This is a genomic window from Micromonospora sp. DT228 (assembly GCF_049841595.1).
Taxonomy (GTDB): domain Bacteria; phylum Actinomycetota; class Actinomycetes; order Mycobacteriales; family Micromonosporaceae; genus Micromonospora.
On the sequence record NZ_JBNCKO010000020.1, the window covers coordinates 94,038 to 107,179 of the forward strand.

Annotated in this window: 13 protein-coding genes and 20 tRNA genes; 23 read left to right on the forward strand and 10 right to left on the reverse strand. The window is 68.1% G+C overall.

What is annotated here, in order from left to right; all coding sequences use genetic code 11:
- Positions 1-260: 260 nt before the first annotated feature.
- Positions 261-2,108: a glycoside hydrolase family 15 protein gene (locus ACLQ29_RS30190; RefSeq protein ID WP_393368220.1), complete on the reverse strand. Its 1,848-nt coding sequence runs from the start codon at positions 2,106-2,108 to the stop codon at positions 261-263.
- 495 nt (positions 2,109-2,603) lie between these two features.
- On the opposite strand from ACLQ29_RS30190, the gene ACLQ29_RS30195 reads away from it, so the two are divergent.
- The 6 genes from ACLQ29_RS30195 (at position 2,604) to ACLQ29_RS30220 (ending at position 4,335) form a co-directional block, all read left to right on the forward strand.
- Positions 2,604-2,676 (forward strand) — tRNA-Trp (locus ACLQ29_RS30195).
- Between the two features lie 185 nt (positions 2,677-2,861).
- Positions 2,862-2,937, forward strand: a tRNA-Ala gene (locus tag ACLQ29_RS30200).
- A 1-nt stretch (position 2,938) separates the two neighbouring features.
- Positions 2,939-3,012, forward strand: a tRNA-Glu gene (locus ACLQ29_RS30205).
- Between the two features lie 17 nt (positions 3,013-3,029).
- Positions 3,030-3,102 (forward strand) — tRNA-Gly (locus ACLQ29_RS30210).
- A 7-nt stretch (positions 3,103-3,109) separates the two neighbouring features.
- Positions 3,110-3,186, forward strand: a tRNA-Gln gene (locus ACLQ29_RS30215).
- Positions 3,187-3,531: 345 nt separating this feature from the next.
- On the forward strand, positions 3,532-4,335 hold the full coding sequence (locus ACLQ29_RS30220; RefSeq protein ID WP_425774808.1) for a class I SAM-dependent methyltransferase: 804 nt from the start codon (positions 3,532-3,534) through the stop codon (positions 4,333-4,335).
- 235 nt (positions 4,336-4,570) lie between these two features.
- Here the strand turns inward: ACLQ29_RS30220 and ACLQ29_RS30225 are convergent, their stop codons facing one another.
- Positions 4,571-5,107: a DUF6262 family protein gene (locus ACLQ29_RS30225; protein WP_425774809.1), complete on the reverse strand. Its 537-nt coding sequence runs from the start codon at positions 5,105-5,107 to the stop codon at positions 4,571-4,573.
- Entirely contained in the window at positions 5,104-5,316 is a 213-nt protein-coding gene (locus tag ACLQ29_RS30230; protein ID WP_425774810.1) for a hypothetical protein, read from the reverse strand. Before ACLQ29_RS30230 ends, ACLQ29_RS30225 begins: the two co-directional genes overlap by 4 nt.
- A gap of 108 nt (positions 5,317-5,424) precedes the next feature.
- Here ACLQ29_RS30230 and ACLQ29_RS30235 point away from each other — a divergent pair.
- The 15 genes from ACLQ29_RS30235 (at position 5,425) to ACLQ29_RS30305 (ending at position 6,837) form a co-directional block, all read left to right on the forward strand.
- Positions 5,425-5,496 (forward strand) — tRNA-Arg (locus ACLQ29_RS30235).
- Positions 5,497-5,500: 4 nt separating this feature from the next.
- Positions 5,501-5,574, forward strand: a tRNA-Pro gene (locus ACLQ29_RS30240).
- 5 nt (positions 5,575-5,579) lie between these two features.
- Positions 5,580-5,653: transfer RNA gene (locus ACLQ29_RS30245), tRNA-Pro, on the forward strand.
- Positions 5,654-5,658: 5 nt separating this feature from the next.
- Positions 5,659-5,745, forward strand: a tRNA-OTHER gene (locus ACLQ29_RS30250).
- A gap of 1 nt (position 5,746) precedes the next feature.
- Positions 5,747-5,822 (forward strand) — tRNA-Lys (locus ACLQ29_RS30255).
- A 4-nt stretch (positions 5,823-5,826) separates the two neighbouring features.
- A tRNA-Arg gene (locus ACLQ29_RS30260) sits at positions 5,827-5,899 on the forward strand.
- 6 nt (positions 5,900-5,905) lie between these two features.
- Positions 5,906-5,980: transfer RNA gene (locus tag ACLQ29_RS30265), tRNA-Lys, on the forward strand.
- Between the two features lie 92 nt (positions 5,981-6,072).
- A tRNA-Ile gene (locus ACLQ29_RS30270) sits at positions 6,073-6,141 on the forward strand.
- A gap of 5 nt (positions 6,142-6,146) precedes the next feature.
- Positions 6,147-6,221, forward strand: a tRNA-Val gene (locus tag ACLQ29_RS30275).
- A gap of 1 nt (position 6,222) precedes the next feature.
- Positions 6,223-6,301: transfer RNA gene (locus tag ACLQ29_RS30280), tRNA-Glu, on the forward strand.
- A 127-nt stretch (positions 6,302-6,428) separates the two neighbouring features.
- Positions 6,429-6,500, forward strand: a tRNA-Val gene (locus ACLQ29_RS30285).
- A gap of 20 nt (positions 6,501-6,520) precedes the next feature.
- Positions 6,521-6,594: transfer RNA gene (locus ACLQ29_RS30290), tRNA-His, on the forward strand.
- A 1-nt stretch (position 6,595) separates the two neighbouring features.
- A tRNA-Tyr gene (locus ACLQ29_RS30295) sits at positions 6,596-6,679 on the forward strand.
- Positions 6,680-6,684: 5 nt separating this feature from the next.
- Positions 6,685-6,757 (forward strand) — tRNA-Arg (locus ACLQ29_RS30300).
- A gap of 9 nt (positions 6,758-6,766) precedes the next feature.
- Positions 6,767-6,837, forward strand: a tRNA-Cys gene (locus tag ACLQ29_RS30305).
- Positions 6,838-6,870: 33 nt separating this feature from the next.
- On the opposite strand, the gene ACLQ29_RS30310 is transcribed toward ACLQ29_RS30305, so the two are convergent.
- The 4 genes from ACLQ29_RS30310 to ACLQ29_RS30325 form a co-directional block, all read right to left on the reverse strand.
- On the reverse strand, positions 6,871-7,254 hold the full coding sequence (locus tag ACLQ29_RS30310; RefSeq protein ID WP_425774811.1) for a hypothetical protein: 384 nt from the start codon (positions 7,252-7,254) through the stop codon (positions 6,871-6,873).
- Between the two features lie 138 nt (positions 7,255-7,392).
- Positions 7,393-7,782 (reverse strand): hypothetical protein, encoded by a 390-nt coding sequence (locus ACLQ29_RS30315; protein WP_425774812.1) that lies wholly within the window; start codon positions 7,780-7,782, stop codon positions 7,393-7,395.
- A 123-nt stretch (positions 7,783-7,905) separates the two neighbouring features.
- Complete coding sequence (locus tag ACLQ29_RS30320) at positions 7,906-8,724, reverse strand: inositol monophosphatase family protein (protein WP_425774813.1); 819 nt, start codon at positions 8,722-8,724, stop codon at positions 7,906-7,908.
- Positions 8,725-8,810: 86 nt separating this feature from the next.
- Positions 8,811-9,362 (reverse strand): GNAT family N-acetyltransferase, encoded by a 552-nt coding sequence (locus ACLQ29_RS30325; protein ID WP_425774814.1) that lies wholly within the window; start codon positions 9,360-9,362, stop codon positions 8,811-8,813.
- A 158-nt stretch (positions 9,363-9,520) separates the two neighbouring features.
- Here ACLQ29_RS30325 and ACLQ29_RS30330 point away from each other — a divergent pair, with 158 nt between their 5' ends.
- On the forward strand, positions 9,521-10,147 hold the full coding sequence (locus ACLQ29_RS30330) for a class I SAM-dependent methyltransferase (RefSeq protein WP_425774815.1): 627 nt from the start codon (positions 9,521-9,523) through the stop codon (positions 10,145-10,147).
- Positions 10,148-10,150: 3 nt separating this feature from the next.
- On the opposite strand, the gene ACLQ29_RS30335 is transcribed toward ACLQ29_RS30330, so the two are convergent.
- Complete coding sequence (locus ACLQ29_RS30335; RefSeq protein ID WP_425774816.1) at positions 10,151-10,939, reverse strand: hypothetical protein; 789 nt, start codon at positions 10,937-10,939, stop codon at positions 10,151-10,153.
- 183 nt (positions 10,940-11,122) lie between these two features.
- Between ACLQ29_RS30335 and ACLQ29_RS30340 the strand changes: the two genes are divergently transcribed.
- Entirely contained in the window at positions 11,123-12,424 is a 1,302-nt protein-coding gene (locus ACLQ29_RS30340) for a M16 family metallopeptidase (protein WP_425774817.1), read from the forward strand.
- A gap of 25 nt (positions 12,425-12,449) precedes the next feature.
- Here ACLQ29_RS30340 and ACLQ29_RS30345 read toward each other — a convergent pair whose 3' ends face one another.
- Together ACLQ29_RS30345 and ACLQ29_RS30350 are read right to left on the reverse strand one after the other, a co-directional pair.
- Complete coding sequence (locus ACLQ29_RS30345; RefSeq protein WP_425774818.1) at positions 12,450-12,686, reverse strand: hypothetical protein; 237 nt, start codon at positions 12,684-12,686, stop codon at positions 12,450-12,452.
- Positions 12,687-12,796: 110 nt separating this feature from the next.
- On the reverse strand, positions 12,797-13,078 hold the full coding sequence (locus ACLQ29_RS30350; RefSeq protein ID WP_393368238.1) for a hypothetical protein: 282 nt from the start codon (positions 13,076-13,078) through the stop codon (positions 12,797-12,799).
- Positions 13,079-13,142: the final 64 nt, after the last annotated feature.

Below are 13,142 nucleotides of genomic sequence, written 5' to 3' on the forward strand. Positions count from 1 at the left end.
AGGATGGATGCTGTGACTCACCTACGGCAGTTCACCTGGACGGATTACGACGGCGTCGCCGAGGTGTGGAAATCCGCGGGCCGGGCCGTGCTACCCCGGGCGGAGCTCGCGGCCACGCTCGTACGCGAACCGCAGTTGTTCCTGGTCGCCGAGCACGCCGGCACCCTGGCGGCGGTGGTACTTGGCACCTTCGACGGCCTGTCCATCCGGGTTCGACGCGGTCCTGCGGCGACCGGGCTGCCGGCCGGAGCGTGTGCGCCCTACCGACGGCGGCGGGCCTCGCTCTCGGCGTCGAGCAGGTCATTGAGCGTCAACGCTGAGTTGATCAATGAGAGATGGCTGAACGCCTGGGGATAGTTGCCGATCTGTTCCCCGGTCGCGGCGATCTCCTCGGCATAGAGACCCAGGTGGTTGCTGAAGGTGAACATCTTCTCGAACGTGAGTCGGGCGTCGTCGAGGCGTCCGGAACGGGCCAACGCCTCGACATACCAGAAGGTGCACATGTTGAAGGTCCCCTCGTGGCCGGGCAGACCGTCGGGGGAGTGCGCCGGGTCGTACCGGTGGACCAGGCTGTCGGAGACCAGTTCACGTTCGATCGCGCCCAGGGTGGACTGCCACAGCGGGTCACTCGGCGTCACGAAACCGACCGCGGGCATGGCGAGCAACGCCGCGTCCAGCACGTTCTCGTCGTACGCCTGCACGAAGGTTCCGCGGGCCCGGTCGTATCCGCGGGCCATGACCTGGTCGTAGATGCGGTTGCGTTGCTCGGTCCAGCAGGTCAGGTCCCCGGGACGGCCGGTGCGGGTGGCCAACCGGATGGCCCGGTCCAGCGCGACCCAGGACATCACCCGGCCGAAGGTGTAGTTACGGGGGTGGTGGCGGCTCTCCCAGATGCCGGCGTCGGGCTGGTCCCAGTTGTGGCAGAGCCAGTCGACGAGCCGGATGGTGCTCTTCCACACCTGGTGCGAGACGCGGATGCCCTGCTCGTCGGCGAGGTGCATGGCGTAGAGCGCCTCGCCGTGGATGTCGAGCTGGATCTGGTCGGCCGCGCCGTTGCCGATCCGCACCGGCCGCGAGCCGCGGTAGCCCTCCAGATGGTCCAGCACCTCCTCGTGCAGGTCGGAGGAGCCGTCCACCCGGTACATGATCTTCAGTGGGTCCTGGTGCTCGCCGGCCTCGCGGATCCGCTCGTCCAGCCAGTTCATGTACCGGCTGACCTCCTCGGTGAAGCCGAGGCCGAGCAGCGCGTGCACCGAGAACGACGTGTCGCGTACCCAGGTGTAGCGGTAGTCCCAGTTACGGGTGCCGCCCACCAGTTCGGGCAACGCGGCGGTGGGTGCGGCGATCATCGCGCCGGTCGGCGCGTACGTCATGAGTTTGAGCGTGATGGCGGAGCGCTCGACCATCTCGCGCCAGCGGCCGGTGTAGCGGGAGCGTTCCAGCCAGCGCCGCCAGTAGTCCCGAGTCCACTCGAACATGCCCTGGATCTCCTCCGGCGGGATGATCCGCGGCTCGGTGCCGGCCGTCTCCAGGACCACCCCGCCGGTGTCGCCCTCGTTGAGCGTGCCGTACGCGACCAGGTCGCCGCCCTCCAGATGGACGTCGCCCTGTTCGGAGATCAACCGCCGCACGGGGTCGACCGGGTTGAACGTCAGCGTCGCCGACCGGCTGCGGAAGACGTAGCCGTTGTGGTGGCGCTCCAGCTGATGCTCTTCGCGGGCGTAGTCGAACCGCGGCCGGCACTCCACCTTGAAGCGCATGCTGCCTCGGACCATGGTGACGATGCGGACCAGGCGATGGGCGTCGGTGGCCTTCTCGCCGGTGACCGGCATGAAGTCCATCACCTCGGCCACACCGTCGGCGCTGATGAACCGTGTGATCAAGATGGGTGTGCCGGGGAGGTAGAGCTGCTTGGTCACGTACCGCACGTCGTGCGGCGCGATCTGGAAGTAGCCGCCCTTGTCCTTGTCCAGCAGCGCGGCGAAGATACTCGGCGAGTCGAACCGCGGCGCGCAGAACCAGTCGACCGTCCCGTCACACGTCACCAGCGCGGCGGTCTGCAGGTCGCCGATGAGTCCGTGATCCTCGATCGCCGGATAGCTGTCCACGTCTCTCCCCGGTTCGGCTGCGTCCTGCGCATCGAACCTAGGGGGAGGATCGTCGAGGCAGGTGAGTTTCGCGTTCAGCCACCCTGACGCGTACCCCATGGGCCTCGACCGGCCGGGAAACCGCTGATATTTCGACCGCCGGGAGACTCACGCGTCTGCCCAGCGCCAGTGACCTGCCACCGCCGTCCGCGAGTCACATGAAGGTGGCTCGGAATATCCATTGCCATCCGAGCGGCGCAGCGCCTACCTTGAATGAGCAAGGCCGTTCCGACAAACCCAAGGAGTTCCCCGTGTTGCAGTACGCCTACGCCGAACCTACGCGGTTGATGCCGCGCGGCGGTGTCGTGCTGCCCTCGATCGGGCGAGCCCACGATCTGTGCGCGAGTGAGCAAAACTGGAAGCCGGGGTGGCGGCGCGAATAGCGTCAGCGCAAGCTGCGAAGCCGCCCACCCCGACAGGGACAGGGCGGCTTTCTCGTTACCGGAACAACCCCACAGGGGCGTAGCTCAACTGGTAGAGCACCGGTCTCCAAAACCGAAGGTTGCGGGTTCGATTCCTGCTGCCCCTGCATTTCGTCTCGGCTGCGGCCGGCGGCGTAGCAAATTCTCAACTCCACAGTGGATGGCATAAAAAAGACCCCGGCCGGCGCCTGCACGGGCCGGCCGGGGGCGCGACCTCCGGGACGAGGGAGACGGCTGACCCGCTCGCTTTGGGAGCGAGAGACACGGGGTTCGACACCCGGTCCCGGACCACGGGGTTGTAGCTCAGATGGGAGAGCGCCGGTTCGGCAGACCGGAGGTCGAGGGTTCGAATCCCTTCTTCTCCACCAGGGGCCGTTGGAGCAAGGTGGCAGCTCACCTGGTTCTCAACCAGGAGGTTACGGGTTCGAGCCCCGTACGGCCTACGTGAACGAAATGCCATGCGGTCGTAGTGAACTCGGCGGACACGTCGGTCTTCCAAACCGAAGAAGCGGGGTCGGTGCCCGCCGACCGCTCGACCGTTCCGGGATGCTCTGCTGGCAAGGGCGACGGGACTTTGGATCCCGGTACAGACGCAGGTTCGATTCCTGCTCCCGGAGCTGACACGCGACCGGCGCAGAGTCGCCAATGCGGCGCCGGTCACCGGCCGGCGAACCCGCCGTTCGTCGACCACCATTCCCGGGTCGTCTATTCGGTAAGACGCCGCACTCTGGATCCGGAGTTCTCTGGGGGTCCGGCGGCCTGGCGTGGACTCCTCGCCGGAGTTTCAGCAGCTCAGTGGCTATGTTCAAGAACCGTAGCGATCACAACACGTGTTGCGCAAGCGGGCTTGCTCAGTGCCGCCCAACCGGGTGAACGGAACGCGGGCAAGCTGCAGCGCCCCGGCGAGCCAGGCATTGAGAATTGAGTGCCTGCCGTAGGAGCGGCACCCGTACTCTCTCTGGGTGAGCGATAGCAATGACTTCGTGAGGCTGCGAGAAACTTTCAACGAGGACGCTGAACGGTATGACCGTGCGCGGCCCCGGTACCCGGCACAGATGTTCGATGATCTCGCTGCGGCCGGAGTAGCGCCCGGTGCAAGGGTGTTGGAGATCGGCTGTGGCACTGGGCAGGCGACCGTGCCGCTGGCGGAACGGGGCTACCGGATCGTGGCCGTCGAGTTAGGCGCAGACATGGCTGCTGTGGCTCGGCGAAACCTTGCCGGCTCCGACTCGGTGGAGGTCGTGGCGGCAGCGTTCGAGGAGTGGCCCTTGCCTGCGGAACCGTTCGACGTGGTCTTCTCCGCGACGGCGTTTCACTGGATCGATCCGGCCGTGCGGGTGTCGAAGTCTGCTGACGCCGTGCGTCTCGGTGGTCTGCTGGCCACCGTGGGAACCCACCACATCGCCGGTGGCACCTGGACCGAGGCGTTCTTCGTTGAGATTCAGAAGCTTTACGAGCGCTTCGATCCGTCGACCCCACCGGGCCTGCGTCTTGAAGGTGCTCAAGACATTCCGGAGGACGATCGGGAGCTGACCTCGTCGGAGCGGTTCGGGCCTGCGAGCTTCTACCGATACGAGTGGGAGTTGCCGTACTCGACAGCGGACTACCTGGATCTGCTGATGACCTACTCGGGCCACCGTGCCTTGCCGGACGCGCAGCAGAGCGCATTGCTGGACTCCATCGCGCGGCTCATCGACGTCAACTACGGGGGCCAAGTCGTCAAGCGTTACCTGACTGAGCTGAGGCTCGCCGAACGTGTCCGGTGAATCGCTTCTATCGGTAGCGGTCGTCGGGTTCAGCAGCGGATTGCGCGCGACCGGCTGATCGCCGAAGATGCAGTTCGTAACGCCGAACGGCTCAACATTCGTGCCATCGAGGTCCACGGATCCCGTGACGCTCAATCCATGGCGGATCTGATGGCCGAACACTTCCGCGACTTCTTGCGGTAGGCCTTCCAGCAGCTCTGGCCTGAATCGATCCACGGCGCGCTGGTAATCGGCATCAGCTTCGCCGGTTCAGGTTGGCGAGGAGTTGCCGGTTGGCGGCCCGGGCGGCCTCGAGTTCCTGATCGCGTTCCTCGGTCTGGTTCTTCAGCTCGACGACTTGCTGCTCCAGCTGGGTGATCCGACGCTGCAACTGATCAACGTCGACCGGAGCGCCAAGGCCCGTCTCTCGCCAGACCTGCTCCCCGAGCAGCTCGGACGGTTTCTGCTCCAGTTGTCGGACGCGGGCGGACTGTCGGGCGATCTGGCCTTGCGCGTTGGCCAGGTCCGCCAGGAGGGAGGCCCGGCTGACCATCGGTCCGTCGCCGTCTCCGTCGCCGTTGGCGGCCGTCGGGTTGACCTGGGTGGCGTGGACCTGGCCGAGCAAGTCGTCGTGTCGGTAGAGGAAGGTGCGGTCGACGCCGGCCGCGCGGGCGATGGCCGACACGCTGATCTCGTCGCCTCGGGCCGAGGCCTCGTTGATGGCCTTGATCACCCGCTGCCGCCGGCGGGCCGAGTCGGCCCGCCGGCCTTCGATCATCGGGTTGCTGCTCATGCGGTGCGCTCCGGTCGCAGGTCGGGCAGGTCAGGCAGCGGTTGATGGACGCGGGGGAGCCCAAGGTTGACGATCTTGGTCCGGCTGCGGCGTACCTGGATGACGGCGTCCTCGATCTGGGTGCGGTCTTCGTCAGTCAGTTCCTCCAGGTCGCCCTTCATGCGGTTGATCAGGCGGCGGACGCGCATGATCTCCTGGTCAGACGGCATGGCCTCGTTTCGTGCCCACTCGTCGGCGTCGAGAGTCGCGGTCAGGCGTTCCCGGTGACGCAGCAGACCGGCGAGGTAGCGCTCGAGGTCGGGCAGGTAGGAGTGCTCGCCCTCGTAGCTCAGTGGATAGAGCAGCGGTCTACGGAACCGCGTGCGCTGGTTCGATTCCAGTCGGGGGCTCTTTCGGGATATGGCGCAGTCAGGTAGCGCTCCGGTCTGGGGGACCGGAAGCCGTCGGTTCGAATCCGGCTATCCCGACTCAACGGGTACTAGCTCAGCTTGGGAGAGCGCCGCGTTCGGGACGCGGAGGCCGAGGGTTCAATTCCCTCGTACCCGACTCGTGGAGGGTTCCGGCCCGTGGGGGCCAGCCGGTCTTGAAAACCGGAGGGGGGTGCAAGCCCTGGCGTTCGACTCGTCAACCTTCCGCCATGCGCCGTTAGCTCAGTTGGTAGAGCTTCCGACTCTTAATCGGAATGTCGCAGGTTCGATCCCTGCACGGCGTACCAGTTCGCCCCGCTAGCTCAGGGGATGGAGCAGCAGTTTCCTGAACTGCGTGTCGCCGGTTCGAATCCAGCGCGGGGCACGACACGGGCCGCTAGCTCAATGGCGTAGAGCTGCGTACTTTTAATACGCAGGTTCGGGGTTCGAGTCCCCGGCGGCCACTGCGGGGTGGAGGAGTTGGGTCGTCCTCGCCGGCCTCACGTGGTATGAGACGCAGGGACGAACGACGGTTCGCAGTCCGTCCGTCCTGACGATGCGGGTGTGGTGGAGAGGATCCACGCCGGGCTCATAACCCGGAGACGCCGTTCGAATCGGACACCCGCCACCAAGCCCTGATAGCTCAGTGGGAGAGCGCCGTCCTGACGCGACGGAGGTCGGGGGTTCGACACCCTCTCGGGGCACCACGGAGCCGTAGACGAATTGGCAAAGTCACCGCCCTTTCAAGGCGGGTAATGTGCGGGTTCAAATCCCGTCGGCTCTACCATTCTGGCGTAAACCGTAAACCGTAAACCGTAAACCGTAAACCGTAAACCGTAATCCGGTAGCGGTCCGGACTGTTAATCCGGCGGGCGTAAGCCCTTTACAGGTTCGAGTCCTGTCGCCAGAGCCATGCCCGTGTAGCTCAGTGGGAGAGCGGCGCCTTCACACGGCGCAGGTCGGGGGTTCGACACCCTCCGCGGGCACTGGCCTTCGGGCCGAAGTTGTGGCTGTAGCTCAATGGAAGAGCGGCGGGTTGTGGCCCCGCAGATGCCGGGTCAGTACCGGCCAGTCACCCCACGGGAGTGCGCCACCGATGGTGAGGTGGGCCGGGTTGTAGCCCCGGTGCGTTCGCGCTCGGGGAGTTCGAATCTCTCCACTCCCACGCATGCCCGCGTAGCTCAGGGGACAGAGCACCAGCTTCCGGAGCTGGGTGTCGGGGGTTCGATTCCCTCCGCGGGCGCTTTTGTCTGGTCGTGTGCCCGAGTGGTGAGGGAGCGGTCCGCAAAACCGTCTACGCCGGTTCGATCCCGGTCACGGCCTCAACTGCCATCCACCGTGGACAGAAAAAATCGGTTACGGCAGGAGCCCGAGACGTCCCGGCCGATGCAGCCAGGGTGCGACCCTGGGCGCCGCGGTGACAAGGGCGACCGCGAGCACCGTGATGACCGCTTGCCCGATCCGGCCGAGCGTGACCCCGGGAGCGACGTCCAGTACGTAGTTGGCGTACCCGTTCGCTACCGCGTCGGTGGCGAGCACGACGCAGCCGAGCACCAGTCCCTCAAGCCGGCGCAGCGCCAGCAACAGCGCGGCAAGCGGGTCGAACACGGTCAGCGAGGTGAAGTACCACATCAGCCACCCCGGCGTGGAGGGACTTGGACCACCCGGCCGGACACCGAGCACGTCGCCCAGGTGAACGATCCCGCCGTACGCGAAGACCCAGGCGGCGGCGAATACCACAACCCGAACCCACCTGGGTGCACCGGCCCACCGTCGCCACGATGTCCGTGCCGCCGCCAATGATCCCCCTCGGTCGGGCTGTGGTCGACCGATCGATGCTAACGCGACGCCCCAAGACGGCTCGACGGATCCGCTCGGTCAGCCGCCCGGGCAGCGGTTGTCACCGCCGCTGTGCACCACGCAGTGCCCCGGCGGGCCGGGCGTCGTCGCTGCCGGTGCCGGATCGAGGCTCCCGCCGACAGCGACGGCGAGCGGCATGGCGGGTACCGCGATGACGACGGTCAGCACCAGGAAGACGACCGCGGTGCGTACCAGCCGCAGGTGGTACGCGACGAGCGCGATGAGGGCTGGCCCGGCGGTCGCCGCCATCGCGGCGACCAGCAGGGCCTGGTCTGCCCGACGTTGGATGTCCTCGAACTCACCGGGTTTGTCGTCGTAGTTGGCGCTCCACTGTTCGAGGGCGATGCCCATCCACCACAGGGCCACTGCGATCAGTCCGCAGACCCAGACCAGTGCCAGGAATCCCACGATCGGACCACCCCGTCGGCCTGTCCCGACCTCTTCAGACGTCACGCGGTCCAGGGTGCAGGGCCTGACCCGGCCGGGCATGAGGTCGTGTACTCAGGTTTGCCCAGCGGCGGAACGTGTTGGCTAATGCCCTTCGGTCACTGGAGGTGCGCCGGCCCCGAGGACGTCGAGTGCTGCGGTGTGCAGCAGGCTGCTGCGCGCGAAGAGAGCTGGCCCGGGGGTGGGCTGTGTCTGTCCGTCGAGCCCGCTGTAGCGCCCGCCCGCCTCTTCGACGATCAGCGAGGTGGCGGCGTAGTCCCACACCTGTCCCCGAGTCTGGATGGCGAGGTCCAACTGTCCGCTCGCCACGAGCAGCGCGGCGTGGGCGCTCCACGGCACTGTCGACGTCATGGCGTCCAGCGGCGCTATCATCTCGCGTTCAGCCGGGAGGAGTTCGTCGTCGGTGGGGATCACGCCGAGTCGACTTCCGCGTAGGGTCTCCCGTCTGTCGACGTCGACGGTGACCCGTCGCGTGTCGGTCGCCGTCAGCCCGGAGAAGTCCGCTCGGAATGCTCCGCTGCCCCGCTGCGCCCACCAGATGCTCCCCTGGGCGGGTACCGCTGCCACTCCGACGACGATCTCGCCGGCCTCTTCCAGGGCGACCAGCACCAGCCACCTGTCGTCACCGGCGATGAACAGAGCGGTCCCGTCGATCGGGTCGACGATCCAACGGCGCCCGCCCTGACCGCTCTGCCCTTCCTCCTCGCCGAGGATCGCGTCGCGGGGTCGTGCGTCGGCTATCACCTCTCGGATAGCCGCTTCGACAGCGCGATCAGCTTCGGTCACCACGCTGCCGTCCGCCTTCAGCTCCCGGGGTAGCCGCGCGAGTGTCGCAAAATATCGCAGACCCACTGTGGCGCCGGTCAGAGCGGCTCGGCGAGCAAGCGAAAGATCATCTTCCATGACCGCCATTATGCCCAGGTCACCCTCCGGGCGCCGGTGCCATCGGAAACAGTGGAGCGAGTCGTGGCACCGATGGGATAGCTGGTCTACTCGGAGGTCTGCCACTGCTCCAGGTACTCCTCGGCGGTGATGCCGAGCAGCACGATGTCGTGTTGGCGACCCCGCCCGAAGTGGCTGCGGCGTCGGCGTCCCTCCTCGATGAAGCCCAGGCGTTCGCAGAGCCGCAGGGACGCCCGGTTGAACGGCAGCACCTCGACGTTGCATTTCTGGTAACGCCGCTCGCTGAACATGTAGCGCAGCAGGAGGGCGGCGGCCTCGGTGGCGTGTCCCTTGCCGCGCCGCTCCGCGTCCAGCGCGATGCTCGCGCCGAAGGTGCCGTTCCAGGGTTGCGCCAGTCGGGTCGACACGGTGCCGAGGATCTCCTCGTCGTGGGTGGCGACGATGGCGAGGGTGAACTCGTCGTCCTCGCGGGCGGTGAACTCGGGGGAGGTGCGCCGCTGGAACACCGTGGCCGGCCGGGGTGGTACGACGCCGCCCTGTTCGGCGTACTCGGCGTCCTCGGCGATGCGGCGCAGGACTGGCCAGTCGCTCGGCTCCAGGGCGCGTAGCCGGACGCTCGTGCCGGTCCACGGATGCATCGTCATCACCTCTCGGTCGAGCTATCTTTGAGGAAAGCTCAATATAGGACCTTTGGGTGACGGAAAATACCACCAAATAGAGTGTTGGTGCCTAGATCGTCAGGAAGTCACTGATAGTGCCACGTGTGGTACTCCCAGGTCGTGACATAATCATTCCGATGGATGAGCATGGCCGTGAGGCCCAGTCGGTGGCCCGGTTCAACGAGTGGGCGCCGCGCTACGACGACGATGGCGTGCAAAGGATCTTCGCACCCCTGCATCGGACCACTCTCGACTGGGTGGCCGCGCTGACGACCGAACCGGCGTCGTTGCTCGACGTCGGCTGCGGCACCGGGGCTCTGCTGGAGACGGCGGCGTCCCGCCTTCCCGGCGCGCGCCTGGTCGGCGCCGATCCAGCCGAGCAGATGGCGCGCCTCGCCCGCCGACGACTGCCCGCCGGCGCGCAGGTGGTCTGCTCCGGCGCCGAACCGCTGCCCTTCGCCGACGGCGCCTTCGCCGTGGTGGTCAGCACCATGGCGTTCAACTTCTGGCCGCGTCCTGTCGAAGGGCTGCGTGAGGCGGCCCGGGTGCTCGCTCCGGATGGGCTGCTGGTGATCGCCGACCTGTTCGCGGTGGGTTGGCTGCGTACCGTCGCTCCGATGGTGGGTGCCGGCAACCGGCCGCGCAGCCGGCCCGCGATGGGCCGGCTGCTGGCCGATGCTGGCCTGCGGGTCGTCGGGTGGCGCGCGGTGAGCCGGCGCGGGCCGGTGCCGATCCTGCACGCCGTGGCGGCGACCCGCCGCTGACGCTCAGCTCGCGCTGATGGTGCTGCGCCAGCCGCCCCGGCGGAACTCGATGTCGCCGGCGTAGGTGGGCGGAAGGCCGAACTCGGCCAGCCGGGTGCCGGCGTCGATTGTCACGTCGACCGTCGCCACGCTGGAGGGGCGCAGGGCGTTCTGGTACGACATCGTCACCTCGCCACGGCGTCCGGCGGCGTAGATCGGGGCGCTCGGCGCCTCGGTGACCGGCGTGGCCGCCGGTTCGGTCACCAGGGCGGTTCGCCGGTGGTCCAGTCCGGCGCCCTGGAAGGCCATGGTGACCTGGTTGCGGCCATCGGCGTCGGCCACGACGGACTGGGTCGCGGCCACCGGCCGGACCTTCAGGCCGAGCAGTTGGGCCTGCGCCACCAGGGACAGGTTCGTCGTGCCGTACCAGAGCTGGAAGAACGCCTCCTGGGGTACGCCGTCGCGCGACCGCAGCAGCGTCAGACCCATTGTGGTGACGTGCCGTCCCGGCCACCGGTGACCGTTGACCTCCACCCGCCCGCAGTGGTGGTCGGAGACCAGGAGGTAGCCCAGGTCCGGGCTCGGCGGGAACGGCGCGATCTCGTAGCGCGCGGGTATCACCGCGCGCAGCTCGGTCATCGGCGCGAGCAGCATCTCGTTGAACTCGTAGCAGTCCAGCTCCACAGTGGACACCGACCGGACGCTGGCGGCCGCGGACGCCGACGGCGCCTGGAGGGCCACGGCGACCGCGACGACAAGCGGGCACAGCGCGATGGCGACGGCGCGCAGCGCCGCCCGTGGGTATCTGGTCATGGCTCCCGCCCTTCGGTCCGACCCGGGTCGGGTCCGTCAGCCCGAATTCTTCCCCGGCGCCGGCCGTGGGCGGCAGACCAACCGACCTGACCGATGGGCCAGCGCCGGTCGGGGTCGCCGAACGGGCAGGGGCCGTGCGGGCACCCGATGTGCGACGGTGTGGTGCGAGGAAGGGAGGGCGGCGTGGTCGAGGAGAGCGAGCTGGCGGCGACCATCCGGGAGACCACACTGCCCGGCGGGCTGCGCGTGATCACCGAGACGGTGCCCTCGATGTCGTCGGTGGCTCTGGGCGCTTTCGTCGACGCCGGCTCCTGCGACGAACCGGCAGCTCTCGGCGGCCTCTCGCACTTCCTCGAACACCTGCTCTTCAAGGGCACCCAGCGACGCGGTGCCCTCGAGGTGGCCCGCACCATCGACGCGGTGGGCGGCGACTCCAACGCGCAGGCGTCCAAGGAGCTGACCTTCTTCCACGTGCGGGTGCGCGACACCGAGCTACCCCTCGCCGTCGACCTGCTGCTCGACCTGCTCACCTGCCCGCGGCTGGACGCCGACGACGTCGAAGCCGAGCGGCGGGTCATCCTCGGTGAGCTGGCGATGCAGGAGGACGACCCGGGTAACGTGGTACGGACGCTGCTGGGCCGGACGCTCTTCGGCGACGGCTCGCTGGCCCGCCCCGCGGTCGGCACCCGTGAGTCGGTCCTGGCGATCGACGCCGACGACGTGCGCGACTTCTACCACCGGCACTACCGGCCGGACCGGGTGCTGATCGCCGCCGCCGGCAACGTGCGCCACGACGAACTGGTCGAGCTGGTCGCCGCCGCGGTGGCCCGCGCCGGATGGCAGGGCGCGGCCGGCGGCGCGGACGCCGCCGCCGTCGACGCCCGGATGCGGGACGGCGGGCCGCGGGCGCGGGTGCTGCAGCGGCCCTGGGAACAGGCGCACGTCACGCTCGGCGTACGCGGTCTGGGCCACACCGACCCCCGGCGGTACGCCATGACGGTGCTGGGCACCGCCTTCGGCGGCGGCCTGTCCTCGCGCCTCTTCCAGGAGGTACGCGAGAAGCGCGGTCTGGCCTACGCGGTCGGCTCCTACGCGATGAGTTACCGGGAGACCGGCACCTTCGTGCTGTTCGCGGGGTGTGCGCCCGCGAAGGTCGACGACCTGCTCGCCTGTCTCGGCGAACAGGTCGTCGACCTTCGGGCGCGCGGCCTGACCGATGACGAGCTCGACCGTGGAAAACGGCAACTGGCCGGCAAGTTCGTGCTCGGCCAGGAGGACACCTACTCCCGCATGACCCGGATCGCGAGCAGCCGGCTCTTCACGGGCGTCGCGGAGTCGGTGTCCGATGTTCTCGACGGTATCGCCGCCGTCCGCGCGGAGGACGTCGACGCGGTGGCGGCCGAGCTCTGGGACGTCGGTCGGTCGCGCTTCGTCGTCGCCGGGCCGATGGACCCGGACCACGACTTCGCGGCGGTACTTCCGTGACGAGCCGGCGCGGCGCAGCGCCGGGTCATCCCACCAGCCGTGGGTCGTGGGTTCCGGTCCGGGTGGCGGCCCGTTGGTCGCCACCCTTGCGGCCGGAGACGACGTACGCGAAACTGAAAGCCTTCGTCGGCGCCGGGGATGCGGTCGGTGCGGCGGGGGCGGTCGCTGTCGGCGCGGTGGAGCGCGCCGAATCCAGCTGCCACAGCTGGCCACTGTCAACACGGGCCTCTACATCCGCGGCGACGGTCTCGATGCGGTTCATCGTGATTCTCCGTGACGCGGACGGGCACGGCCTGGCAGTGGACGGTGTGGCGGGGTTCCCGTCGGCCGGGTGGAGCCGGCCGACGGGAACCCAGGAATGCCTTACCGGGGTCAGGAAAGCCCGCCGATGGCGGCCTGACGGGTCGCGACGAGCTCGTTGACCGGCATGTCGACGAAGTTGCCGCGCACCCCGGTGAACGCGCCGTAGCCGGCCTCGGGGCCGTTGAACACCGCCTGCATGAACTGGTAGCCGGCGCCGACGCCGAGGATGAAGCCGGCGACGGTCGGGCAGGTCATCGTCGGAACGGTGGCCTGCACGGACTCCAGCGGCCGCAGGTAGTCGCTGTCGACCTCGGGCAGCAGGTTCTGGGCGACGGTCTCGATGCGGTTCATCGTTCTTCCTCCCTTGGTAGGTGTACCGGTGTTCCGGTGACTTCTACGTTAGGAAGATGAGCAC

Coding starts and splice junctions, on each gene's coding strand:
- ACLQ29_RS30350 (WP_393368238.1), bottom strand. CDS start 13,078: ATGAACCGCATCGAGACCGTCGCCCAGAACCTGCTGCCCGAGGTCGAC.
- ACLQ29_RS30325 (WP_425774814.1), bottom strand. CDS start 9,362: ATGCATCCGTGGACCGGCACGAGCGTCCGGCTACGCGCCCTGGAGCCG.
- ACLQ29_RS30330 (WP_425774815.1), top strand. CDS start 9,521: ATGGATGAGCATGGCCGTGAGGCCCAGTCGGTGGCCCGGTTCAACGAG.
- ACLQ29_RS30225 (WP_425774809.1), bottom strand. CDS start 5,107: ATGAGCAGCAACCCGATGATCGAAGGCCGGCGGGCCGACTCGGCCCGC.
- ACLQ29_RS30230 (WP_425774810.1), bottom strand. CDS start 5,316: ATGCCGTCTGACCAGGAGATCATGCGCGTCCGCCGCCTGATCAACCGC.
- ACLQ29_RS30345 (WP_425774818.1), bottom strand. CDS start 12,686: ATGAACCGCATCGAGACCGTCGCCGCGGATGTAGAGGCCCGTGTTGAC.
- ACLQ29_RS30320 (WP_425774813.1), bottom strand. CDS start 8,724: ATGGAAGATGATCTTTCGCTTGCTCGCCGAGCCGCTCTGACCGGCGCC.
- ACLQ29_RS30335 (WP_425774816.1), bottom strand. CDS start 10,939: ATGACCAGATACCCACGGGCGGCGCTGCGCGCCGTCGCCATCGCGCTG.